22 protein-coding genes are annotated in these 22,836 nt (G+C 69.9%); 7 read left to right on the top strand and 15 right to left on the bottom strand.

Going from position 1 to position 22,836, the window contains the following annotated elements:
• Positions 1-3 precede the first annotated feature (3 nt).
• The 8 genes from FJV46_RS02310 to FJV46_RS02345 all read right to left on the bottom strand — a co-directional run bounded on the left by FJV46_RS02310 (position 4) and on the right by FJV46_RS02345 (position 9,346).
• Positions 4-864, bottom strand: a complete 861-nt coding sequence (locus FJV46_RS02310) for an alpha/beta fold hydrolase (protein ID WP_087031558.1) — start codon at positions 862-864, stop codon at positions 4-6.
• Positions 815-2,542 carry an ABC transporter ATP-binding protein gene (locus FJV46_RS02315; RefSeq protein WP_087031562.1) on the bottom strand — a complete coding sequence of 576 codons (1,728 nt, stop codon included), beginning with the start codon at positions 2,540-2,542 and terminating at the stop codon, positions 815-817. The genes FJV46_RS02310 and FJV46_RS02315 overlap by 50 nt, the downstream gene beginning before the upstream one ends.
• Entirely contained in the window at positions 2,539-3,294 is a 756-nt protein-coding gene (locus FJV46_RS02320) for an energy-coupling factor transporter transmembrane component T (protein ID WP_087031565.1), read from the bottom strand. The genes FJV46_RS02315 and FJV46_RS02320 overlap by 4 nt, the downstream gene beginning before the upstream one ends.
• Positions 3,295-3,297: 3 nt before the next feature.
• Positions 3,298-4,140, bottom strand: coding sequence for a glycosyl transferase family 9 (locus FJV46_RS02325; protein ID WP_087031569.1), 843 nt, complete (start codon positions 4,138-4,140; stop codon positions 3,298-3,300).
• 181 nt (positions 4,141-4,321) lie between these two features.
• Entirely contained in the window at positions 4,322-5,356 is a 1,035-nt protein-coding gene (locus tag FJV46_RS02330) for a nucleoside hydrolase (RefSeq protein WP_087031572.1), read from the bottom strand.
• Positions 5,357-5,358: 2 nt separating this feature from the next.
• Positions 5,359-6,024 carry a GntR family transcriptional regulator gene (locus FJV46_RS02335; protein ID WP_087031575.1) on the bottom strand — a complete coding sequence of 222 codons (666 nt, stop codon included), beginning with the start codon at positions 6,022-6,024 and terminating at the stop codon, positions 5,359-5,361.
• A 119-nt stretch (positions 6,025-6,143) separates the two neighbouring features.
• Complete coding sequence (locus FJV46_RS02340; protein WP_087031578.1) at positions 6,144-8,987, bottom strand: aconitate hydratase; 2,844 nt, start codon at positions 8,985-8,987, stop codon at positions 6,144-6,146.
• A gap of 95 nt (positions 8,988-9,082) precedes the next feature.
• On the bottom strand, positions 9,083-9,346 hold the full coding sequence (locus tag FJV46_RS02345) for a YegP family protein (RefSeq protein WP_158250162.1): 264 nt from the start codon (positions 9,344-9,346) through the stop codon (positions 9,083-9,085).
• Between the two features lie 212 nt (positions 9,347-9,558).
• Here FJV46_RS02345 and FJV46_RS15345 point away from each other — a divergent pair, with 212 nt between their 5' ends.
• A complete protein-coding gene (locus FJV46_RS15345; protein WP_087031583.1) occupies positions 9,559-10,005 on the top strand; it encodes a hypothetical protein in 447 nt (148 codons plus the stop codon).
• A 119-nt stretch (positions 10,006-10,124) separates the two neighbouring features.
• Here the strand turns inward: FJV46_RS15345 and FJV46_RS02355 are convergent, their stop codons facing one another.
• Positions 10,125-10,949, bottom strand: a complete 825-nt coding sequence (locus tag FJV46_RS02355) for an SDR family NAD(P)-dependent oxidoreductase (RefSeq protein ID WP_087031586.1) — start codon at positions 10,947-10,949, stop codon at positions 10,125-10,127.
• 228 nt (positions 10,950-11,177) lie between these two features.
• On the opposite strand from FJV46_RS02355, the gene fdhA reads away from it, so the two are divergent.
• Complete coding sequence (fdhA, locus tag FJV46_RS02360) at positions 11,178-12,395, top strand: formaldehyde dehydrogenase, glutathione-independent (RefSeq protein WP_087031589.1); 1,218 nt, start codon at positions 11,178-11,180, stop codon at positions 12,393-12,395.
• 395 nt (positions 12,396-12,790) lie between these two features.
• The gene (locus FJV46_RS02365) at positions 12,791-13,525 is read left to right on the top strand and encodes a LysM peptidoglycan-binding domain-containing protein (RefSeq protein WP_087031591.1); all 735 of its coding nucleotides are present in this window, start codon (positions 12,791-12,793) and stop codon (positions 13,523-13,525) included.
• A 111-nt stretch (positions 13,526-13,636) separates the two neighbouring features.
• Here the strand turns inward: FJV46_RS02365 and FJV46_RS02370 are convergent, their stop codons facing one another.
• Both FJV46_RS02370 and FJV46_RS02375 read right to left on the bottom strand, forming a co-directional pair.
• Positions 13,637-14,311: a hypothetical protein gene (locus FJV46_RS02370; protein WP_087031595.1), complete on the bottom strand. Its 675-nt coding sequence runs from the start codon at positions 14,309-14,311 to the stop codon at positions 13,637-13,639.
• Positions 14,312-14,431: 120 nt separating this feature from the next.
• Positions 14,432-15,331 (bottom strand): SDR family oxidoreductase, encoded by a 900-nt coding sequence (locus tag FJV46_RS02375; RefSeq protein ID WP_087031597.1) that lies wholly within the window; start codon positions 15,329-15,331, stop codon positions 14,432-14,434.
• Positions 15,332-15,409: 78 nt separating this feature from the next.
• Here FJV46_RS02375 and FJV46_RS02380 point away from each other — a divergent pair, with 78 nt between their 5' ends.
• From FJV46_RS02380 to FJV46_RS02390, 3 genes are read left to right on the top strand one after another with little or no spacing between them, the layout of a single operon-like run.
• Complete coding sequence (locus tag FJV46_RS02380) at positions 15,410-16,642, top strand: type III polyketide synthase (RefSeq protein ID WP_087031600.1); 1,233 nt, start codon at positions 15,410-15,412, stop codon at positions 16,640-16,642.
• A complete protein-coding gene (locus tag FJV46_RS02385; RefSeq protein ID WP_087031603.1) occupies positions 16,639-17,367 on the top strand; it encodes a class I SAM-dependent methyltransferase in 729 nt (242 codons plus the stop codon). Before FJV46_RS02380 ends, FJV46_RS02385 begins: the two co-directional genes overlap by 4 nt.
• Entirely contained in the window at positions 17,360-18,496 is a 1,137-nt protein-coding gene (locus FJV46_RS02390) for an FAD-dependent oxidoreductase (RefSeq protein WP_087031606.1), read from the top strand. The genes FJV46_RS02385 and FJV46_RS02390 overlap by 8 nt, the downstream gene beginning before the upstream one ends.
• Before the next feature lie 111 nt (positions 18,497-18,607).
• Here FJV46_RS02390 and FJV46_RS02395 read toward each other — a convergent pair whose 3' ends face one another.
• Positions 18,608-19,147 (bottom strand): hypothetical protein, encoded by a 540-nt coding sequence (locus FJV46_RS02395; RefSeq protein ID WP_087031609.1) that lies wholly within the window; start codon positions 19,145-19,147, stop codon positions 18,608-18,610.
• Between the two features lie 139 nt (positions 19,148-19,286).
• On the opposite strand from FJV46_RS02395, the gene FJV46_RS02400 reads away from it, so the two are divergent.
• Positions 19,287-19,631 carry a DUF3140 domain-containing protein gene (locus FJV46_RS02400; protein ID WP_087031612.1) on the top strand — a complete coding sequence of 115 codons (345 nt, stop codon included), beginning with the start codon at positions 19,287-19,289 and terminating at the stop codon, positions 19,629-19,631.
• 62 nt (positions 19,632-19,693) lie between these two features.
• Here FJV46_RS02400 and FJV46_RS02405 read toward each other — a convergent pair whose 3' ends face one another.
• The 3 genes from FJV46_RS02405 to speB all read right to left on the bottom strand — a co-directional run bounded on the left by FJV46_RS02405 (position 19,694) and on the right by speB (position 22,662).
• The gene (locus FJV46_RS02405; RefSeq protein WP_087031615.1) at positions 19,694-19,897 is read right to left on the bottom strand and encodes a hypervirulence associated TUDOR domain-containing protein; all 204 of its coding nucleotides are present in this window, start codon (positions 19,895-19,897) and stop codon (positions 19,694-19,696) included.
• 72 nt (positions 19,898-19,969) lie between these two features.
• A complete protein-coding gene (locus FJV46_RS02410; protein ID WP_232008581.1) occupies positions 19,970-21,661 on the bottom strand; it encodes a thiamine pyrophosphate-binding protein in 1,692 nt (563 codons plus the stop codon).
• Positions 21,661-22,662, bottom strand: coding sequence for an agmatinase (speB, locus tag FJV46_RS02415; RefSeq protein WP_087032007.1), 1,002 nt, complete (start codon positions 22,660-22,662; stop codon positions 21,661-21,663). Before speB ends, FJV46_RS02410 begins: the two co-directional genes overlap by 1 nt.
• Between the last annotated feature and the right edge of the window lie 174 nt (positions 22,663-22,836).

Consider the following 22,836-nt stretch of genomic DNA (forward strand, 5'->3'; position numbering starts at 1 on the left):
GGCTCAGGCGCCGTCGTCCGCGCGGAGCGCCGGGTCGAGGAGCTGCGCGAAGACCCGTGGCTGCGAGGCGATCCACCAGTGGCCGCCGGGAACGCTCGTCACGGTCAGACGCTCCACCCACTCCTCCAGCCCGTCGACGAGGTGCGGGGACAGGAACGGGTCCCGGAGGGGCACGATCACGTGGACGGGGACGGTGATCCGACGGCGGGGTGGCGGTTTCGCCGCCATGAACATGTTGGCCCGGTACAGCGCGAGACCGCGGACGGGGTCCGAGCCGACGTTCCTCCGTGCCGCGAACTCGTATCTGCGGGTCAGCACGTGCCGCCAGAGGAGCTCGGGCAGCACCGGGAGCTGGAACGCCCCGACGTACCAGCTGCGCAGGAGCTGGGCCAGCCCCTGGGCCGCGGACCGCGGTGTCCGCAGCCGCCCGCGCAGCCAGTGCGAGAAGTGGCGGAGATCCGGCCCCGAGATACTCGTGTAGTCGAGGACCGCGCCGTCCGACCTCGGGTCCTGGACCACGGCCCACCCCTGGATCGAGCCCCAGTCGTGGCCGATCAGCCGCACACCACCCGGCGTGTCGACGTCGGCGAGGACGGCGAACACGTCCTCCACGAGCTCCGCGAGCAGGAACCCCGCACCCTCGAGCGCCCGTGACCGACCGGCGTTGCGCGTATCGAAGGTGACGATATGGTGGGTTGCCGCCAGCTGCCTGATGACGGGGAGGAAGACGCGGTGATCGTCGGGATAGCCGTGCAGGAGGACCAGGCTGGGTTCTCCCGCGCGCGGCTCCACACCGTACTCGAACACGGCCAGCTCAGCTCCGGCCGTCCTGACTGTCCTGTGCCTCTCCCGCGGTTCGTCCATGCCCCCACCCTAGGCCCCGTCTCCGGTCAGCGGGCTCCGCCTCCACCGTCCGTCCGTCCATCCGTCCATCCGTCCCCGGATCGTCGGGCACGAGCCTTCCTCCGTCCAGCCAGATGGTGCGGTGGGCGACGGCGGTCGCGAAGGCGGCGTCGTGCGTCGCCATGACCACGGCTCCGCCGCTCCGCGCGTGGCGGCGCAGGAGGCGGGCGAGGCCCGTCCGCGCGGACTCGTCGAGGCCACCGGTCGGCTCGTCGAGAACCCACACCGTGGAGCCCGTGGCGATGATCGACGCGAGCGCCACGAGCCGCCGCTGCACGAACCCCAGTTCGTACGGATGGAGCTCACGGACGAATCCCAGCCCGACGACGTCGAGGGCGTCCGCGGCGCGTCGCAGCGCCTCGGAACGCCGCACGCCGGCGGCCAGCGGACCGTACGCCACCTCCCGCAGGACCGTGCGCTCGAACAATTGCTGGTCCGTGTCCTGGAACAAGTAACCGACGTCGCCCGCGAACGTGCCCGTCGGCTGACGGCGGATCTGCTGCCCGAGGACGGACACCGTGCCGGTGTCCGCCCGGTGCAGGCCGTTGAGGTGCTGCAGCAGCGTGGTCTTCCCCGACCCGTTGGGCCCGCGGACCGCCACGATCTCCCCCGCCCGGACGGTCAGGGTGATACCGGACAGACCGGCGCCCGCCGGTCCGGTGTCGCTGTCGCTCCTGGTGTCGCTGGTGGGCGCGCTCTCCCCGGCGCCGGTCGGATGGTGGAAGCCGACGTCGGTCAGCACCACCGGGGACGGGGTCGCCGCTCCGGCACCGGTCGGCGAGTCCTGCGGGCGGACCCCTGCGTGGTCGGTCGGCTCGCCGTCGTCCGGGTGGGAGCCCAGGCCCCCCGTGCGGGAGCCCAGGCCGTCCGGCAGACCGGGCGGGTCCCCCGCCGTGCCGATACCGTACCGCCGCAAGCCCGCCCACCGGGCCTCGGTGAGCAGGCCCGAGAACACCGGGTGTCCCTCGGCGAGGGCCAGCACACGGGCATCGGCCGGCCCCGACCGCGGAAGCATCGCGTCGCAGACCACCACGGCGGTTCCCGCTCCGCGCAGGGCATCCAGCGCGGCAGCCACCTCGGCGGCGGAGTCCTCGTCCAACCCATGGAAGGGCTCGTCGAGTACCAGGACGCGGGGTCGCTGCACCACGGCCGCGGCGATGATGGTGCGCTGCAGTTGGCCACCGGACAGGCGCCGCGGGTCGCGGCCGAGCAGGGACGTCAGCCTGAGCGATGCCGCGACGTCGTGCACCGACCGGCGCAGCTCCTCGGTCGGGACTCCCCGGTTCGAGGGCCCGAAGGCGATCTCCTCGGCGACGGTTGCCGACATCATCGACAGCTGACCCCACGCGCCCTGGGACACGAAGGCCACGGCTGCGCTCCATGCGGCGCGGTCGATCCTGGGATCGGCCGGTGATCCGTCGAAGCGGACGGTCTCCCCCGCGAGGGTGATCGATCCCCTGAAGCGGCACCCGGCGTCTGAGCCGACGAGCCCCGCGAGCAGACGCGCCAGCGTCGTCTTGCCCGAACCCGATGCCCCGGCCACCACCACGTACTCACCCGCCCCCACCGCCAGCTGGACGCCCGAGAGCAGCGGCACGCCGTCGTCGTAGGTGAAGGACTCGCTCCGCACCGTGATCATGCGACCGCCCCGATCACGAGCCACGCGGCGGCGAAGAGGAGCACCGCGACGGTCGCGACGCGTCGCCCGGTCCGCTGGGCCGCCGTGTCGGTGTCGGGCAGATAGCTCGTCCGGGGCCCGGAGGAGGAGAACCCACGGGCCTCGAGCATGTGGTTGCGCTCCGAGGCGTCCACGAGGAGACCGATGACCAGCGGCGTCGTCACCATCAGGAGCGCGCGGAGGCGTGAGAGCGGTCCGCGCCCGACCACGAGACCGCGTGCCTGCTGCGCACGGGTGATCTGCCGCGCGCGCAGGGCGACGTGGGGGAGGAGTCCGAGGGCGGAGCCGATGATGAACACGAGTTTCCGGTTCCAGCCGCGGTGCGTCATGGTCGCGATGAGATCGGGGAGGTCGAGCGTCATGGCGGTGGTCAGGAGGACGCCCGTGAAGACACTCATCCGCAGTCCCATGAGGGCCGCGAAGACCAGGCCCTCCTGGGTGACCCGGGCCGGTCCGAGATCGAGCAGCACCACGCGGCCCTCCGGGAAGAACAGCCCGTGGAGGAGGACGGAGGAGAGCAGCAGCGGCCCTGCGACGAGGACGATCGCGACGCCGATCCGGCGGGGCTGTCCGGACACGAGCACCGCGGGGACGACGACGAGCAGCAGCACCGCCAGGGAGAACTCCCAGCGATTCACCACGAGGACGAGGACCACCAGCAGGACGGCGCCGAGCAGCTCCGTGAGCGGGTTGAGGGTCCTGCGGCGCGGCATGGGTCAGCGAGCGGCGGTGTCGGCTCCGGCCGGCGTCGTGGCGCGGCCGCCGCTCCGCTCGCCCAGCACCCTGTGGGTCCGCGCGAAGGGGAACTGGCGGACGGCCCGCTGCGGGAGCGCGTAGACGATCAGGGCAACGACGACGAAGACGACGATCTTGTCGAGCGAGTCCGAGAGCAGCCCCTGCTTCGTGGCCGCGACCAGCAGCTTGTCCCCCATCGACCGGAACACGGCGATGATCGCATTGGTGCCGAACGTCCCGGCCGCGCCGAACATGAAGACCGCCACGGGAGCCGCGACGATCCCGCCGATCGCACCGACGACGAGCCCTGCCACGGGCGCGAAGTACACGCGGCGGAAGGCGCCGTGCTTCGCGGCCAGCCCCGCGAGCAGGCCGATCAGCGCGGCCCCCGCGGCGAACGGCAGCGCGAACGGGTTGAAGAGACCCCAGAGCGCGTTGCTGAGCGCCCCCGTCGCGGCACCGGCGGCCGGGCCTGCGAGGACGGCGACGAGGACCGTGCCGATGGCGTCGAGGTAGATCTGCATCCCGAGCGATCCGGCGATCTGCCCGATGGCGATGTTGAGGGCGATACCCAGCGGGATCACGACGAGCGAGCTGGTGGTGAGCATCGGCAGGATGCCGCCGACCAGGAGGGCTCCACCGCCCAGGAACCCGACGAGCGAGACGAGCGATGCGGCACTGCCCATGCCGCCCGCGATCTCGGTGGGCTGGACGGTCACCAGGAAGACGTAGGTGGCGACGATCAATGCTCCGCCGAGAACGAGGAGCAGGCTGCGGGATCGCTGGGCAGCGGGCTCGGGGGGAAGGGTCAGCGGAGAGCTCACGATAGTCCTTGGGCGCGACGGCGGGGGGAAGCACCTCATGTCACCTCGGCGCGGCCAGCGCAGCAGCGCGGGCCGGTCCCAGTGTACCGGCCGGGTGGGCGCGCCGCGCCGGGCGGTCAGACCCGCGGGGGCGCTCCCGCGGGTCTGGCAGGCCGAGCCGGGGCGCACACGGCGGGAGGGGTCAGCCGTGCATCCGCGCCAGGTCCGCAAGCCGCCGGACCATCAGCGCGAACACCTCCTCGGGGTGGTTGCCCGAGACGATCCGCGCGTTCGGCTGCCTCTTCCACATCCCGGCGACGTCGGCGACGGTCTGCCCGATGGTCAGCGGTGACCCGGTCTCGACGTCGACGGTGGCGAGCCGCTCGTCGAAGGTCGCCTCGCCCGTGGCCACCATGGCCGCGAAGAGATCGTGCAGGTGCGCGATGTAGCCCTGGTCGTACGACCGGTGGAACTCCATGTAGAAGCGGAGGGCGTCCGACAGGCAGGCGACGACGGCGTTGGAGCTGCGGCTGCGCGTCCCGTCCCGCTCGCCCGGGTCGAGCACCTCCGGCTCCGCGCCGGCGGCCCGGGCGACGGCGTCGACATGTGCGGGCGTGCATTCGATCCGTTCCGTGGTCTCCAGTGCGCAGACGACCGGCAGCTTCTCGAACGGCAGGCCCTCGCAGGCCGCGTACACCTCCCGCGCCGCGTGCGGGTCCACGTGCGTGTTCCACTCGGCGACCGGCGTCGTGTTCCCCGGGTAGTTGAAGGAGCCGCCCATGATCACGAGGCCCTTCAGCAGCTGGGGGAGCTGGGGTTCGGCGCGGATGGCGAGCGCCAGGTTGGTCAGCGGACCGGTGACGACGCCGGTGATCTGCCCGGGGTGGCAGCGGACGGCTTCGAGCCAGACGTCGACGGCGTGGCGCGTGGAGATGTGGCCGCGGGGCGGAGGCAGTTCGGCGTAGCCGATGCCCTGGTCGCCGTGCGTCTCCTCCGTGGTGACGAGGGGAACCTGCAGCGGCACCTCGCTCCCGATCGCCACCTCCACGCCGGCGTGCCCGCACAGGTCGAGGAGCGCGAGGTTGTTGAGTGCCACTTGGCGGGCTCCGACATTGCCGGCGGTGCAGGTGATGGCCTCGACGGAGACCCCCGGGGTGGCCAGCAGGTACATGAGCGCCACGGCGTCGTCGATCCCGGTGTCGACGTCGAGCAGGAGGCGGCGGCGGGCATCGCCCACGGTCAGTCCGCCGCCGTGGTGCGGAGCAGCTGCAGGCGGAGGGTGCGCGCGGTCTCCATGTGGGTCCGGGCGATGGCCCTCGCGTCATCGCTGCGCCGCTCGGTGATGGCGCTGATGAGGGCCTCGTGCTCCAGCAGCACCTCCTGCCACCGGTCGCCCACCGAGAGCGTCGAGCGGGGTGTGTGGATGAGGTGCGTGGAGAGCCGCTGCAGCAGGTCCATGAGGACGGGGTTCCGGGCGGCCGCCCAGAGTGAGGTGTGGAACTCGAGATTGTTGGTCACCTTGGTGGTGTCGTCCGGGTCGACGACGGCACGGTCGCGTTCCAGCAGCGCCTCGAGGCGCATGAGGTCCGCGGTCCCCCGGTTGAGTGCGGCCTGTCCGGCGGCCTCCTCCTCGAGCATCACGCGCAGGTCGTAGATCTGGATGACCTCCTGCGGGTCGATCTGGGGCACCTGGAGCCCCCGCGCGGCGCGCTCGAGCAGGCGCTCGTGCTGCAGCCTGCTGAGCGCTTCGCGCACCGGCGTGCGGGAGACGCCGAAACGCTCCGAGATGACCACTTCACGCAGGGCCGTCCCGGGCGGATGGACACCGGCGAGGATCTCGCTGCGGAGCACCCGGAAGATGGCGTCGCCGTCCACGCGCGCCGACAGTTCGACGGACTCGGCCATGGCGCCCCCTCGGGTCGGCTGGAAGGTTGGGGTGGGAGCGGGACCGAGGACTACGAGTCCCCCGCCCTGGCGACGGCCCGGGCCGGGAACTCGCGCTCCCGGCCCGTTCCGCACGGACGCTAGCTGGCGAGCTGGCGCAGCACGTACTGCAGGATGCCGCCGTTGCGGTAGTAGTCCGCCTCGCCCGGCGTATCGATCCGCAGGACGGCGTCGAACTCGACGGCGCTGCCGCCGTCGGCCGGCGTCGCGGTCACGTGGAGCGTGCCCGGCGTGCGACCCTCGTTGAGCTCGGTGACACCGGAGACGGCGAAGGTCTCCGTGCCCGTGAGCCCCAGCGATTCTGCGTTCTCCCCTGCGGGGTACTGCAGGGGCAGCACGCCCATGCCGATGAGGTTCGAGCGGTGGATGCGCTCGTAGCTCTCGGCGATGACGGCCTTGACGCCCAGCAGCGCGGTACCCTTGGCCGCCCAGTCACGCGACGAGCCCGAGCCGTACTCCTTGCCGGCGAGGACCACGAGCGGGGTGCCCGCGGCGCGGTAGTTCTCCGCGGCGTCGTACACCGCGGCCTGCGGGGCGTCGGCCTGCGAGAAGTCCCGCGTGAACCCGCCCTCGACACCGTCGAGGAGCTGGTTCTTGATGCGGATGTTCGCGAACGTGCCGCGGATCATGACCTCGTGGTTGCCACGGCGCGAGCCGTAGGAGTTGAAGTCCTTGCGCTGCACGCCCTTCTCGGTGAGGTACCGGCCGGCCGGGGTGTCCGACTTGAAGGAACCCGCGGGTGAGATGTGGTCGGTGGTGACGGAATCGCCGAGCTTCAGGAGCACGCGGGCGCCGTCGATGTCCTCGACGGGGCTCGCCTCGCGCTGCATGCCCTCGAAGTACGGGGGCTTCCGCACGTAGGTGGACTCCGGGTCCCAGGCGAACGTGTCGCCGGCGGGCGTCGGCAGGGACTGCCAGCGCTCGTCGCCCTCGAAGATCGTCCGGTAGCTCGACGTGAACATGTCCTCGTCGATCGACGCGTCGATGACCTGCTGGACCTCGACCGGGTTGGGCCAGATGTCCTTCAGGAACACGTCCGTACCGGACTCGTCCTGGCCGAGGGGCTCGTTGTCGAAGTCGAAGTCCATGGTCCCGGCGAGGGCGTAGGCGACCACCAGCGGCGGGGAGGCCAGGTAGTTCATCTTCACGTCCGGGTTGATGCGGCCCTCGAAGTTGCGGTTGCCGGACAGGACGGCGGTGACGGCGAGGTCGTTGTCCTGGATGGCCTGCGAGATCTCGTCCTCGAGCGGGCCGGAGTTGCCGATGCAGGTCGCGCAGCCGTAGCCGACCGTGAAGAAGCCGAGCTTCTCGAGGTACGGGATCAGACCGGACTTCTCGTAGTAGTCGGTGACGACCTTGGAGCCGGGAGCCACGGACGTCTTGACCCATGGCTTGGAGACGAGGCCCTTCTCGACGGCGTTGCGCGCCAGCACGGCGGCGGCGAGCATGACCGACGGGTTGGACGTGTTGGTGCAGGAGGTGATCGACGCGATGCTGACCGCGCCGTGGTCCAGCTCGAACTCGCGTCCGTCCTTCATGGTGACCGCGACCTTCTTCGACGGACGTGTGCTTCCGGCAGCGCCGGCGTCGACGGTCTCGCGGGGCCGGTTGTTCTCGTCGGTGACGGACTCTGCGGTGCCCGGGGTGAAGCTCGGCGAGTCGGACGCCGGGAAGCTCTCCTGCGAGGACTCGTCGACCGTCCCGCCGGGGGCGAAGTCGAGGTCGGGATCGGTGGAGTAGTTCCGCAGGTCCTCCCGGAACTGGCCCTTGGACTTACTGAGCTCCACGCGGTCCTGCGGACGCTTGGGGCCGGCGATCGAGGGCACGACGGTGGAGAGGTCCAGCTCGAGGTACTCGGAGAAGCGGATCTCACGCGAGGGATCGTGCCAGAGGCCCTGTTCCTTCGCGTACGCCTCGACGAGCGCGACGTTCTCGGCGGGACGGCCGGTCAGGCGCAGGTAGTCGAGGGTGACGTCATCGATGGGGAACATGGCGGCGGTGGAGCCGAACTCCGGGCTCATGTTGCCGATGGTGGCGCGGTTCGCGAGCGGCACGGAGGCCACACCCTCACCGTAGAACTCCACGAACTTGCCGACCACGCCGTGCTTGCGCAGCATCTGCGTGATGGTGAGCACCACGTCGGTGGCCGTGGCACCGGCGGGGATCTCGCCGGTGAGCTTGAAGCCGACCACGCGCGGGATGAGCATGGAGACGGGCTGGCCGAGCATCGCTGCCTCGGCCTCGATGCCGCCGACGCCCCAGCCGAGCACCCCGAGGCCGTTGACCATGGTGGTGTGCGAGTCGGTGCCGACGCAGGTGTCGGGGTACGCACGGAGGACGCCGTCGATCTCGCGGGTCATGACGGTGCGGGCCAGGTACTCCAGGTTGACCTGGTGGACGATCCCCATGCCCGGCGGGACGACCTTGAAGTCGTCGAACGCGGTCTGGCCCCAGCGCAGGAACTGGTAGCGCTCGCCGTTGCGCTGGTACTCGATCTCCATGTTGCGCTCGAGGGCCCCGGCGTTGCCGAAGGCGTCGATCTGCACGGAGTGGTCGATGACCATCTCGGCAGGCGCCAACGGGTTGACGCGCTTCGGGTCTCCCCCGAGATCGGCGACAGCCTCACGCATCGTGGCGAGGTCGACGACGCAGGGGACGCCGGTGAAGTCCTGCATGATCACGCGTGCGGGCGTGAACTGGATCTCGGTGCTGGGCTCCGCCGCGGCATCCCACTGCGCGAGGGCGCGGACGTGGTCCGCGGTGATGTTCGCACCGTCCTCGGTGCGGAGCAGGTTCTCGAGAAGCACCTTGAGGCTGAACGGGAGGTTCTCCGCGCCATCGACGGCACTGAGCCTGAAAATTTCGTAGTCAGCGCCGGCGACATCGAGTACGCCCTTCGCGCCGAATGAGTCCGCGGTCGTCATGACGTCGGCTCCCTTCAGAGAGATTGTGGAATACCTCCATCCTATTCCACGATTCCCGTCACTGTATACAGTCGTACACCGAGTTTCGGAGCCTCTCAGGCATCGCGCGGCACGGCTCCGTCGCCACTCCCGGCACCCTGTAGCCCGAGGAGCAATTCGTCCTGGTGCAGCGACTCGGTGCGACTGTGATCCACCACTGGGCCCGTTCCGGCGATCTCGCGGATCAGCTCGATCCCGGCGATGGCTTCTTCCTTCGACGCATAGAACGTGGAGACCGCGACGAGCGTGCCGTCCGGCGCCGTCAGCTTCACGCGGAAACCATCGTCGTGCGCATCCACCAGTTTGAAGTACCCTGCCATCGTCCTGCCTCCTTGTAAGGTGATCGCCACTCTGCGATTCCTTGCCCTAAGCATACTTATTGATCGTTCCGTCCACGCCCCGATCCGACCGCCGCCGGGTACTGGACAGCGGCGACACACTGCGGCAGGCGGAGGCCCGCTCACGTAGTCTTCCCCGTGCCATCCCGATTCCGACCACCCTGCCGCGACGGGCAGGACGCAGAAGGAGCATCATGACCGAGTCGAGCAGCAGCGCAGGGCACCCGGACGGCGCCGCCCTTCCCGCGGACCACCCCCTCGGCCCGGCGGTACCCATCCCGCCGCGCGACGAGGAGGCACAGGACACCGGGGCGAAGGACACCAGGGCGAAGGACGACACAGGGAACGACGTCGCGCCCGGATCGGACGACGGCGCGCCGGCAACGCACGAGGGCGCCGACCAGCAGGGCGACGACGGCCGCCCGGAGGCGGACCGCCGAGAGGACGTCCTCGATCCGGGAGCGGGAAGCGCCGATCACCATGCTGCGAGCATCCGCGACGAGCAGGGCACGCACAGCGCCGGCACGGTCCCGGCCGCCTACAACGGCGACGGCACGCCGGACAATCCCGAGGAGGACGGCCACCCGGAAGAGGCTGCAGCGGAACCTGAGCGCTGGGACAGCGGCGGGGCTGCGGGCTGATCCGGCCGGGCCCGGCCGGATCGGTCGGGCCCGCCGACCTCCGGCCCGGGCCGGTTCGTCTCGGACCGCCGACCTCCGGGCCGGGCCGGATCGGTCGGATCGGCGGGCAGCGCGGGGCACTACCGGCCGCGACGCGCCAGCCGCGCCACGAGGGGCGACGGCGCCACCCTCGCCAGTGCCGTGATGAGCTTGTACCGGGCGCTCGGCACCGACACGGCCTTGCCCGCCGCGGCGTCGCGGATCGCCTCGCGGACCACGAGCGCCGCGTCGAGCCAGAGGGGCCCCGGAACGCTGCTCTTGTCGGCCCCCATGCGCTGGTGGAACTGGGTGTGCACGAAGCCCGGGCAGACGGCTGTCACGCGGATTCCTTCCGGCCCGTACGTCAGGTTCGCCCACCTGCTGAAGCTGATCATCGCTGCCTTCGCCGCACCGTAGGTACCTCGAGGAGTGAATCCGGCCACGCTGGCCACCGTGAGGATCGTCCCGACCCGCCGTGGGCGCATCGACTGCAGGGCGGCGTGGGCCAGGGCCAGCGGAACTTCGACGTGGATGCGGAGGTGCCGGATCTCGTCCTCGAGCGCGTTGTCCGCGAAGGGCTTCACCAGCCCGTATCCGGCGTTGTTCACGAGGACGGTGACCGGAGCCGCACCGGGAGTCCCTGGTCCCCGCCCGCCGACAGGACCGGGCCCCCTGGTGGGTGGTCCCCCGCCGGCGGCCGCCCGCAGCCGCGCGAGGACCCGACCCAGTCCCTCGTCGTCGAGCAGGTCCGCGGCGATCGTCTCGATGCCGATCCCCCACCGGCCACGGAGCTCGCGTGCCACCTCGTCGAGCGGGCCGGGAGCCCGCGCCACCAGCACGAGGTCGTCGCCGCGAGCGGCGTACTGGCGCGCGAACTCAGCTCCGATGCCGGAGGTCGCGCCGGTGATCAGGACGGTCTCTGTCATGGCCCCAGCCTCCCCCGGATGCCCCGAACGGACAAGGAGTCGCCACCAGGGCGTCGATGCACCGACCCTGAAGGGTCGGTGCAGGGTCGGTGCAGGGCGAGTGCAACGTTGGTGCAACCCCCGCACCTGTAGCGTCGGCGGCACCGGCGGCTGCGCACTCCATCGGTGCACCGCGCGTCGGGCACCCGGGTACACCGGGTGTGAGCACACACGGAAGAAGGACGTTCCATGAGCGGTAACAGAGCTGTTGCGTACAAGGGACCGGGGAAGGTCGAGGTCATCGACATCGACTACCCCACATTCGAACTCAAGGACGGGCCGGGGGTGAATCCCGCCAACGTCGGCCGATCAGTGCACCACGGTGTGATCCTCAAGACCGTCACCACCAATATCTGCGGTTCGGATCAGCACATGGTGCGAGGGCGGACGTCGGCTCCCTCCGACCTCGTGCTGGGCCATGAGATCACCGGCGAGGTCGTGGAGGTGGGACGCGACGTCGAATTCATCAAGAAGGGCGACATCTGCTCCGTCCCCTTCAACATCGCCTGCGGCCGATGCCGCAACTGCAAGGAACGCAAGACCGGCATCTGCCTCAATGTGAACCCGGACCGACCGGGCAGCGCCTACGGCTACGTCGACATGGGCGGCTGGGTCGGCGGCCAGGCCGAGTACGTCCTGGTCCCCTACGCCGACTGGAACCTGCTGAAGTTCCCGGACCGCGACCAGGCGCTGGAGAAGATCCTCGACCTGACCATGCTCTCGGACATCTTCCCCACCGGATTCCACGGCGCAGTGACCGCCGGGGTCGGTGTCGGGTCCACCGTGTACATCGCAGGTGCCGGTCCGGTCGGCTTGGCCGCCGCTGTGTCGGCGCAACTGCTCGGTGCGGCCGTCGTCATCGTCGGCGACCTCAACGAGGGCCGGCTGGCGCAGGCACGGAGCTTCGGCTGCGAGACGGTGGACGTGTCCAAGGGCGATCCCCGCGACCAGATCGAGCAGCTGCTCGGCGTTCCCGAGGTCGACTGCGGAGTCGACGCCGTCGGGTTCGAGGCACGTGGGCACGGTTCCGGATCCGCGGCCGAGGCGCCGGCCACGGTGCTGAACTCGCTCATGGACATCACGGCTGCCGGCGGCGCCCTGGGCATCCCCGGGCTCTACGTCACGAGCGACCCCGGCGCGGGCGACGATGCCGCGAAGGTGGGGTCGCTCTCGATCAGCCTGGGCACCGGATGGGCCAAATCGCTGTCCTTCACCACCGGCCAGTGTCCGGTGATGAAGTACAACCGCGGGCTCATGATGGCGATCCTGCATGACCGCGTCTCCATCGCGAAGGCCGTCAACGCGAAGCCGATCGGCCTGGAGGAGGCACCGCGTGGTTACGAGGAGTTCGACGCCGGAGCCGCGACGAAGTACGTCCTGGACCCGCACGGCTACGTAGCAGCCTGATTCGCAGCCCCGGCGGCTCGATCAGGTGAGGGGACCCGGATCCGGGTGGATCCGGGCCCCTTTGCCTGTGCCATGACCGAAAGGAATGGAAGTGTGGCATAAACCCGTCGATTCGGCCACTTCCGATTCCTTTTCCGCCAGCAAAGTCAAGCGGCGCGCCGTACCGGTTTGGCAACGAATGAAAATTACCCTACCGTTGAGGTAGTTCCCCGTCCGGGGAAGCGAAAAGGCTGCCGATCATCGAGCAGCTGTGAATGCCCGGCGCCGTCCTCCACCGCTCGTTGCTCGACAGGCGGCTGCCGAACCATGACCTCTAAACCGTCAAGGTGAGCAGCGGCGCGAAGAAGTCCGGGGACGGACCTAGTGCGGGTGGCCTCTCGGAGCATCGTAACCCCATGAATACACACACCTTCAGCACGACCGCGCGTCGCGGATTCGCAGCAGTAGCGCTCACCGGCCTCGGCCTCGGCGCCGCAGCAGGCGCTGCGAACGCAGCACCCGCCAGCGACTGGGACGCCCTCGCTCAGTGCGAGAGCGGCGGCAACTGGGGCATCAACACCGGCAACGGTTTCTCCGGTGGACTGCAGTTCACTCCCTCCACCTGGGCCGGCTTCGGCGGCCAGGGACTCCCCCAGAACGCCAGCCGCGAGCAGCAGATCGCCGTGGCCGAGAACGTCCTCGCCGGCCAGGGCTGGGGAGCATGGCCCGCGTGCTCCGCGAAGCTCGGTCTGAACAGCGCCGCCAACCCGGGTGGCGTCCCCGCCCAGGCTGCTCCCGTCCAGGTCCGGCAGGCACCCGCCCAGCTGCAGGTCCAGCAGGTTCCCGTGCAGCAGGCCCCTGTTGCCCAGGCACCCGTCGCCCAGGCACCGGTCGCCCCGGCACCCGTCGCCCCGGCACCCGTCGCCCAGGCTCCCGTGGTCGAGGCACCCGCCGTCCAGGCACCGGTTGCCCAGGCTCCCGTCACCCTGAGCGGCGAGACCTACACCATCCAGTCCGGTGACACCCTCAGCGGCATCGCCACCAAGCTCGGCATCGAGGGTGGCTGGCAGGCGCTGTTCGCAGCGAACGCCGACACCGTCATCCACGCGGACCTGATCTTCACCGGTCACGTCCTTCAGCTCCCGGCCTGATTCACGGCTCCCGAGCTCTCTGCCTGACCGAGGGGCACGCCCCCTCCGCAGAACCCCACGCGGCACCCGCACCCCAGCCAACAGTCTGGCGGAGCGGGTGCCTCGTCGTTCCTAGCCCTGACAGGACGTCGCGTCGACGTCGATCTTGAGGTTGTGCGCCACCGAGTAGTCGCGGTCCGGCGAGGAGAACGCCACGAGGATGTTGTCGGCACTGCCGTGCGTGGCACCCTCGGCGAGCTCCACCGTGACGATGATGTTGACGTGCGCATCGGGGACGAACTGGTAGCCCTCGGCGGGCTCCGGCGGGCCGATCGGCTCCGGCGACGCCGTGGGGCTCGGCGCTGCGGAGTGCTCCTCGTGCGCGTCATCGCCCGCGGCAGGGTGGTGATGACCTTCCCGGTTGGCCGTCTGCACCATCGAGGAGATGACGTCCAGGTCCTGCGGATTCCCGAGCGCCATCTCACCGAAAGTGAAGGTCTCGAGCGTGGGGTTGTGGAGCATGACGGTGTAGCGGAGGCGGCTGTCGTCGGGCTGGACGCCACACAGCTCGGCGCCGTCGAGCCCGATGTCCAGCGGATCGTCGCCGAGATCGGCTCCCACGGGAGCTGCCCGCGTGCCGTCCTCCGGCATCGCCGCTTCGCCCGGCCCCGGGGATGTATCGGCGGGCGTGTTGACGCCGAGCGGATTCTCCTCGACGCCGCCGCAGGCGGCCAGGGCGAGGGACGCCGTGAGCGCGATGGCGAGGAGGCCGGCACGGCCCCGGATCGCAGAGGTCTTCGGTGTCACTGAACAGCCCGTTCGTCTCGGCCAGCCGTCGGACGGCACTTCTCCGGCGGCGATAGCTGTGATTCGTCGCACACGACGGCGCGGCTTGGTGCCCGGGCCGCCGTGTCCGAGCAGCATCGATCAGGCGAGCGGCTTGCCGCCGGTCACGCCGAGGATCTCGCCGGAGACATAGCGCGCGTCGTTGGAGGCCAGGAACACATAGGCGCCGGCCAACTCGGCGGGCTGGCCCATGCGGCCCAGAGGGGTTCCCTCACCGAAGGATTCGAGCTTCTCACTGCTGGTCGTCGCAGGCTGGAGCGGCGTCCAGATGGGCCCGGGCGCCACGGCGTTGACCCGGATGCCCCGCTCCCCCAGGATTCCCGCGAGACTGAAGGTCAGATTGTTGAGCGCGGCCTTGGTCGCGGCGTAGTCCATCAGGCTGGTGGACGGATGGTACCCCTGCACCGAGGTGGTGTTGATGATCGAGGCGCCGTCGGACAAGTGCGGCAGCGCCGCCTGGGTCAGCCAGATGGTGCCGTACACGTTGGTCTCGAACGTCCGCCGCAGCTGGTCCGCGTCGATGTCCGGCAGACCGTTCGGCTGCGCGATGTGGAAGCCGGCGTTGTTGACCAGGATGTCCAGGCCACCGAGGTGGTCGAGGACCCGGCGGACCGCCGCTTCGGCGTAGGACTGGTCCCTCAGGTCTCCCGGCACGGCGAGGGCGATTCGACCCTCGGCGCGGATCAGTTCGAGGCAACTTGCGCCGTCCTCCTCTTCCTCCGGAAGGTACCCGATGGCGACGTCGGCCCCCTCGCGTGCGAAGGCGAGGGCAACGGCCCGGCCGATGCCGGAGTCACCGCCCGTGATGAAGGCCTTCCGACCGGTGAGGCGGCCTGTCCCCGAGTAGCTGTCCTCGCCGTGGTCCGGCCGGGGGTCCATGCGCTCGGTGTACCCGGGGTACTCCTGCAGTGACGTGGAGACGTCGACGTCGGGACCGCGGGGGTCCTCCTGGTCGAGCGTGCCTGACGGATCGTTGCCCATGATGCTCCTGACGATGATGGCCGAATACTAAGCCTACTGTCATTGTGTTTGTCGCGTTAGTCCTCTAGTAATGGACGTATGACAGTGATCCTGAGGTCCCTAGAAACAGCTGTTCCCGAGACCGTGATGGTGCAGCCGCAGGTCCGCGACGTCTTCGCGGCCCAGCCCGGCCTGACCCGCCTCGGGCAGCGGCTCGTCGGAGCGGCCTTCGACTCCTCGGGCATCGAGACGCGCTACACCGCGGTGAAGGAACTGACGGTCACCGAAGCCTTCGAGAATCCCGTGTTCTTCGACCAGAAGGACATGCGGATCCTCACCCCCAGCACCAAGACACGCAACGAGGTCTACGCGGAGGAGGGCACCAAACTCTTCGTCGAGGCCGCGCAGAAGGCGCTCGACGCCGCCACCGGCATCGACGCCTCCGACGTGACCCACGTGGTGACCGTCTCCTGCACCGGGTTCTTCGCGCCCGGCCCGGACTACAAGGTGGTGCGTGCCCTGGGCCTCGAGCCCTCCGTGCAGCGTTACCACCTCGGATTCATGGGCTGCTACGCGGCCTTCCCCGCACTGCGCTCGGCCAAGGCGTTCTGCGAGGCCGATCCGGACGCCGTCGTGCTGGTGATCTCCGCGGAACTGTGCTCGCTGCACGTCCGGTCCTCGAACAACCCCGACACCATCGTCGGCTCCTCCCTCTTCGCGGACGGGGCCGCCGCAGCGATCATCAGCGCACGGGACCTGCCCCTGGACGGCCCCGCCCTGAGCCTTGACCACTTCGAGACGGTCCTCACGCCGGTCGGCGAGGAGTCGATGGCCTGGAACATCGGCGACGAGGGCTTCGAGATGGTCCTCGGGACCTATGTCCCGCACATCATCGACGAGCACATCATCGGAGCCCTCGAACCCCTGCTGGCACGCGACGCCTCGCTGCAGGGGCTCGACTACTCCGAGATCGAGCACTGGGCCATCCACCCGGGCGGGCGCAGCATCCTCGACAAGGTCGAGGCCAAGCTGGGCCTCTCGGAACACCAACTGGTCCCCGCGCGCGAGACGCTGCGCGACTACGGCAACATGAGCAGCGCCACCGTGATGTTCGTGCTCAAGAACATCCTCGAGCAGCCCGCCACGGACGGCAACAACCGGATCTGCTCCATGGCGTTCGGGCCCGGGCTCACCGTGGAGACCGCGCTGCTCACCCGGATCGGGGCAACCCCCGACGACGCCGCGCAGCACACCGACGGCGCCGCGGCGGTTCCCACGGCCCGCACCGTGCCCGCGGATCTCGAACCCGTCCTCGCCCGGGCAGGCGCATGAGCCCATGGGGCTTCCTCGCGGAGCGTGACCCCACCGCCGTCGAGCAGATGGACCGCCCGGACTGCGACCCTGCCAGGCTCGACCGCACCTATGCACAGTTCGGCCTCGTCAACGCGGTGGTCTCGGGATGGCGCCGCACCTACACGTCCCTGCTGCGGCCCGCCTTCTCGACGGACCGCACCAACACCCTCCTCGATATCGGGTCGGGTGGCGGCGATCTCCCGCGGGCACTCGCGCAGTGGGCGCACCTCGACGGGCTGGAGGTGGAGGTCACCGGGATCGACCCGGACGAGCGTGCACACACCTATGCGACGTCGAAACCCGCCCGACCGGGCCTCACCTTCCGCCGGGCGCTCAGCTCCGACCTGGTGGCCGAGGGAGCGGTGTTCGACGCCGTCGTCTCCAACCATGTGCTGCACCACCTCGACCGGGCGGAATTCGACGGACTCCTGGCGGACACGGAGCGGCTTACGCACCGCGTCGCCGTCCACAGCGACATTGCCCGCCATCCGCTCGGGTACGGCCTGTTCTCGGTCGGCACCCTGCCGATGCCGGGATCGTACATCCGCGAGGACGGCCTCACCTCGATCCGACGGAGCTACACGCCCGACGAACTGCGCCGAGCCGCCGGAAAGCGGCATGGGTGGTCCGTGCGGACGGCCGCGCCGTTCATCAACCTGCTCGTCCTCCGGCGCGCCGGGAACGGGGTCGTGCGGGATGCATGACGTGATCGTCGTCGGCGGCGGACCCGTCGGGCTCTACACGGCCCTGCTGCTGCGCCAGGCCGGACTCCACGCCGTCGTCCTCGAGCGGCGCGCCGAGCGCAGCAGCCATTCCCGCGCCATCGGCATCCATCCCCCCGCGCTCAGGGCACTGGAGGCCGGCGGCATCGCGGACGAGCTGCGATCACGGGGAGTCCGCATCCGCGATGGTGTGGCGCGCAGCGGCGGACGCCACGTCGGCACGGTGTCCTTCTCGACCCTGCCGGGTGAGGAGAGATATGTCCTGGCCGTGCCACAGGCCGTCACCGAGGAGATCCTCGAACGGCGCCTCGAGCAGGACTTCCCGGGCACGCTGCAGCGCGACGTCGCGGTGGTCACCACGCACGACGCCGGAGACCACGTCCTCGCGGTGACCCGCGCGCACGGCAGGGACGCCGTCCTCCGCGCGAAGCTCGTGGTCGCCGCGGACGGCGCCCGGAGTTCCATACGGGACGATGCCGGCATCCGCGCGCCCTCGAGGCGGTACCCGGACTGCTACGTGATGGGCGACTTCCAGGACGAGACCGGCGACGGCGACGACGCCGTGCTCTATCTGGAGACCGACGGGATCGTCGAGTCCTTCCCCCTGCCCGACGGCATCCGGCGCTGGGTCGTGCGTCTGGGCTGTCCCGTCGAGCGCCCGACGGCCGAGGACCTGACGGATCTGATCCGTGCGCGGACGGGCGTGGACGTGGACCCGGGGACCAACTCGATGCTGAGCGCGTTCGGGGTGCAGTCACGCCTGGCCGAGCGCTTCGTCTCGGGCCGCACCGTTCTCGTGGGCGACGCCGCACACGAGATCTCCCCCATCGGCGGGCAGGGCATGAACCTCGGCTGGCTGGACGCCGCCCGGCTCGTGCCGATCATCGCGGCGTCACTCAGGGACGGCGACGACGTCGCAGCACGGCTCGCGCTGTACGAGAGGGATCGCCGCGCGCAGGCCGCCCTCGCGCGGCGCAAGGCACACCTCAACATGGCACTCGGGCGCCCCCTGCCCGCCCCGCTGATGCGTCCGCGGAACGCGATCCTCGCAGCGCTCATCCGGAACGACTCCGTGCATGCCGGCGTGGCGCGCGCCTTCACCATGCAGTAGGGACCCGTGGGGCCGGCGGAAGCACCGGCTCCCCGACGCGAAAACCCCCGCTACCGCCGACGTCGTCCGCGAGGTGGACGTCAGGGTGCGGGGGTTTCCGGTGTCCGGGGACTACTTCTTGAGCAGGCCCTTCTTGACGTTCGTGGGGCGCTGCATCTCGCCCTGCTTCGCGCCCATCACGACGACGATGCCGCTGATGAGGGGCAGCAGCCACTGCGTGGTCTTGAGCTGCGACTGGGCCTTGGCCAGTTCGTCGCTGGCACCGGGACGTGGCTCGGTCGCGCCGTCACCGCCCTGTTCGGACAGTTCACCGACCTTCTTGCCGAGCATGCCGGAGTAGAGCGAGAGTGCCATACCGGCGAGCGTGACGATCGACTTCCAGACCGTGTTGGAGCCCACCGAGTCCTGCGCCGCGACGCGGCCCTTGTTGCCGAGGATCAGGCCGATGCCGCCGGCGGCGTGGACGGCGAACGCGGCGACCTGCACGGGGGTCCACTTGGCCCAGCCGAGCGCGGAGAGGCGCGTGCGCTCCTTCGGGTCCTTCGCCTTGCCGGTCGCACCGTTCAGGCCGACGGCGCCCATCAGGGTTCCGCCGAACCAGGCTGCTGCGCCGAGATCGTGGGCTGATCGTGCCAAAAGGTTTCCTGCCATGATGTGAAGCTCCTTAGACGTTTTGGTTCGACCTACCCTCTACATCTATCAGCATGCTTAGGATTAAGCTATCGGGAGGTCCCCGGCCGCCGTCGGCTGGGAATCTCGCCCCTCATTTGATACGGAAGGCAGGCGATCCATGACCGACTCCACGAAGAACCTCGACGAGATCTGGCCAGCATGGAAGGAGGCCGTCAACATGAGCGCCTCGCAGCTGACATCGTGGCTCGACACGGAGGAGTCCCGGTCCGTGGGGCAGAAGGAATCCGATGCAGGCGAGTCCGTGGGGCACCGCTCCGGCAAGCGGATCATCGAGATCCTGGGAACGAAGCGGGACGACCTCACGGCCGACGACGTCAGTCACATGCACAAGGTCGTCGGCTACGTGCACCGCCATCTGGCGCAGGAACCGTCGAAGGAGGACATCGAGTCCTCCAGATGGCGCTACTCCCTCATGAACTGGGGCCACGACCCACTGAGGTAGCAGGCAGGGCGGCATCCGCCACCCTGCCTGCTATGTCCCGTCCGTCGGTGTGCCGGTGCGGGCTACTTCTTCGACAGCGCACTTTTCTTGTGCGCAGCCTGCTTGCCGGACTTCGAGCTCTCCACCGTGTAGTAGGGCTCGTCCTTCGACGCGTTGAACTTCTGGTCGTCGAAGGTGAACTCCTTCTCGTGCTTCTCCACGATCGTGCCTTCGGTCTCGCCCTGCGGCGTGTTCCAGGTGATCTTGTCGCCCTTGCTGAATGCCATGGCGTTCCTTCCTCGGGTGGGGATGTCGAGCAGTGCCTCCGACACTCTCACCCCCCGGCAGAAAAGGAAAGCCTACTGATCAAGATGGGTGGGGGCGAACAACCGGATCAGCGCCTCCACCACCACGACGTTCGGGCCCTCGCCGGCGAGGCTTTCGCGCAGCGCCTCGCCGATCCCCTCCGGTGCCACGCGCCGGGCCGGCACCCCGAAGGATTCAGCGAGCGCCACGAAATCGGGCCGCGCGAGTTCCGTCGCCGTCGCCTTGCCGAAAGCCCCCTCCATGTATTCGCGGAGGATGCCGTAGCCGCCGTCGTCGACGATCAGCCACGTGACCGGGATGTCGTGCTGGCGGGCCGTGGCGAGTTCCGCGATCGAGTACATGGCAGAACCGTCGCCGGAGACCGCGAGCACCCTGGCCGGGAGCCCCCGCGACTCGAGCCCCACGGCACCACCGATGGCACCGGGGAACCCGAACCCGAGCCCGCCCGCCCCCTGCGCGGAGTGGAACTGACCGTCGCGGGCGTCCCAGCAGCTCCATGCCCAGTACGCGGAGATGGTCATGTCCCAGAACGTCTGCATGTCCGCCGGTACGGCCTCATGGATGTCCCGCAGGAAGGCGAGCTCCTTGCCGAGGTCCTGGCCCTCGAGCCGCGCCGCCACCTTGGCGAGCGTCCCGGCGACCAGCGTCACGGCGTCGTAGCCCGGCTCACGGTCCCGCGGCAGGGGCTCGAGTGCCTCGTCGAGGGCGGCGAGCGCCTGGCCGGCATCGGCCCTGATGCCGAGCGCCGGGCGGTTCGATTCGAGCACGCGGGGTTCGGCATCGATCTGGATGATGCGCCCGCGCGGCTCCAGGGTGAAGTAGTTGGAGGTGACCTCGCCGAGGGACGAGCCGACCACCAGGAGGACATCGGCGTCCTCGAGCACCTCGGTCACGTGGCGGTCCTCCACCCACGACTGCAGGGACAGCTCGTGCGTCCACGGGAAGGCGCCGTTGCCACCGGGTGAGCAGACCACGGGCGCGCCGAGCTTCTCGGCGATGGACAGCAGCCAGGACTCGGCCCGGCCACGGCGCGTCCCCCCGCCCGCGACGATCGCCGGCCGCTTCGAGTCCCTGAGCCAGGCGACGGCCTCCCGGGTGAGCTCGATGCGGGGCGGATTGTCGAAGGGTTCTGCGAGGGCGTCCTCGACCTGCGGCACCAGCACAGGATCGAGCAGCACGTTCTGCGGCACCTCCACCCACACGGGCCCCTGCGGCGAGGAGACGGCCTCCGTCCACGCGTCCTGGATGGCCGAAGGAATACCGGAGGCGTGCTGGATGAGGCGCTGGCTCTTGGTGACGTTGGCCGCCGAGGCCTTCTGGTCGTCGAGCTGGTGCAGCATCCCCTTCCGTCGGGCGCCGAGGCCCTCGAGCGGGATCTGGCTGGCGACGACGACCATCGGTACGCCCGTCGCATAGGCCTCCTGCAGGCCGGCGAGCGAGGTGAGCGCCCCCGGTCCGGTGGAGAGGAAGAGCACGCCGACGTCGCCCGTGGCCCGCGAGAAGCCGTCCGCTGCGAACGCGGAGTTGTTCTCGACGCGCGAGGAGACGAAGCGGAGCTCGGAGCGGGAGAGGGCGTCGAACAGCCCGAGGGCGTGCTGTCCGGGGATACCGAAGACCGTCGTCGCGCCGAGGGCTGTCAGCGTCTCGACCACGAGATCGCCGCCGTTCCGCTGTCCGGTGAGGTGCATGGGCGGGGCGGATGCTGCGCCTGCGGTGATGTCCATCAGTGCTCCTCGACGATCGGGGTGGGGGTGTCGGGCGTCAGGGTGTCGGCCATGAGCGTGACGAGGTCGTACGCCACGTGGGAAGCGGCCACGCCCGTGATCTCGGCGTGGTCGTAGGCGGGAGCCACCTCGACGACGTCGGCGCCGACGAGGTTCAGGCCCCGGAGCCCGCGGAGGATCTCCAGCAGCTCGCGGCTCGTGATGCCGCCGGCCTCGGGGGTTCCGGTACCCGGGGCGTGCGCGGGATCGAGGACGTCGATGTCGACGGAGACGTAGAGCGGACGGGTGCCGATGCGCGTGCGCAGCTTGTCGACGATCTCATCGACGCCCTGGCGGTAGACGTCTGAGGACGTGACGATGCCGAAGCCGAAACGGCGGTCGTCCTCCAGGTCGCGCACCCCGTAGAGCGGGCCCCTGGTACCCACGTGGGAGATGGCCTCGGTGTCGAGGATGCCCTCCTCGACCGCGCGACGGAACGGCGTGCCGTGCGTGTACTCGGCGCCGAAGTAGGTGTCCCAGGTGTCGAGGTGCGCGTCGAAGTGCAGCATCGCGACGGGTGAGCCCGCGCGCTCGGCGGCGGCCCGGAGGAGCGGCAGGGCGATGGTGTGGTCGCCACCGAGCGTCACGAGGCGGGCGCCGTCGGCCGTGAGGTCCAGCGCGTTCTGCTGCACCGTCTCGATGGCCTCGTTGATGTTGAAGGGATTCACGGCCATGTCGCCCGCGTCGGCCACCTGGACACGCTCGAACGGCGAGACGTCGAGCGCCGGGTTGTAGGGGCGCAGGAGCCGCGAGGCCTCGCGGATGTGGTTGCCGCCGAAGCGAGCGCCCGGGCGGTAGGAGACACCGGAGTCGAAGGGGACACCCACGACGGCGATGTCCGTCCGGTCCACCTGGTCGAGGCGGGGCAGCCTCGCGAAGGTCGCCGCCCCTGCGTAGCGGGGAATGCGGGAGGAGTCGATGGGCCCGAGGTGGCCGCCTCCCGTGACGCGCAGTTCTTCCACGATCTCCATCCCATCCGGGCCCGCACCCGCGGAGTTGCCCAATATGCATCAAAAGGTTTTCCCAAGGCTATTCCCGGCGCCCAGTGGGGTCAAGGTTCCCGTCCGACCCTGACACCCGGTGCGGTCCGGACACCCGCGCCATCAAGATTCCGTTAAGAGCGGCGTTACGCCCTC

Source organism: Arthrobacter agilis (genome assembly GCF_006494655.1).
Classification (GTDB): domain Bacteria; phylum Actinomycetota; class Actinomycetes; order Actinomycetales; family Micrococcaceae; genus Arthrobacter_D; species Arthrobacter_D agilis.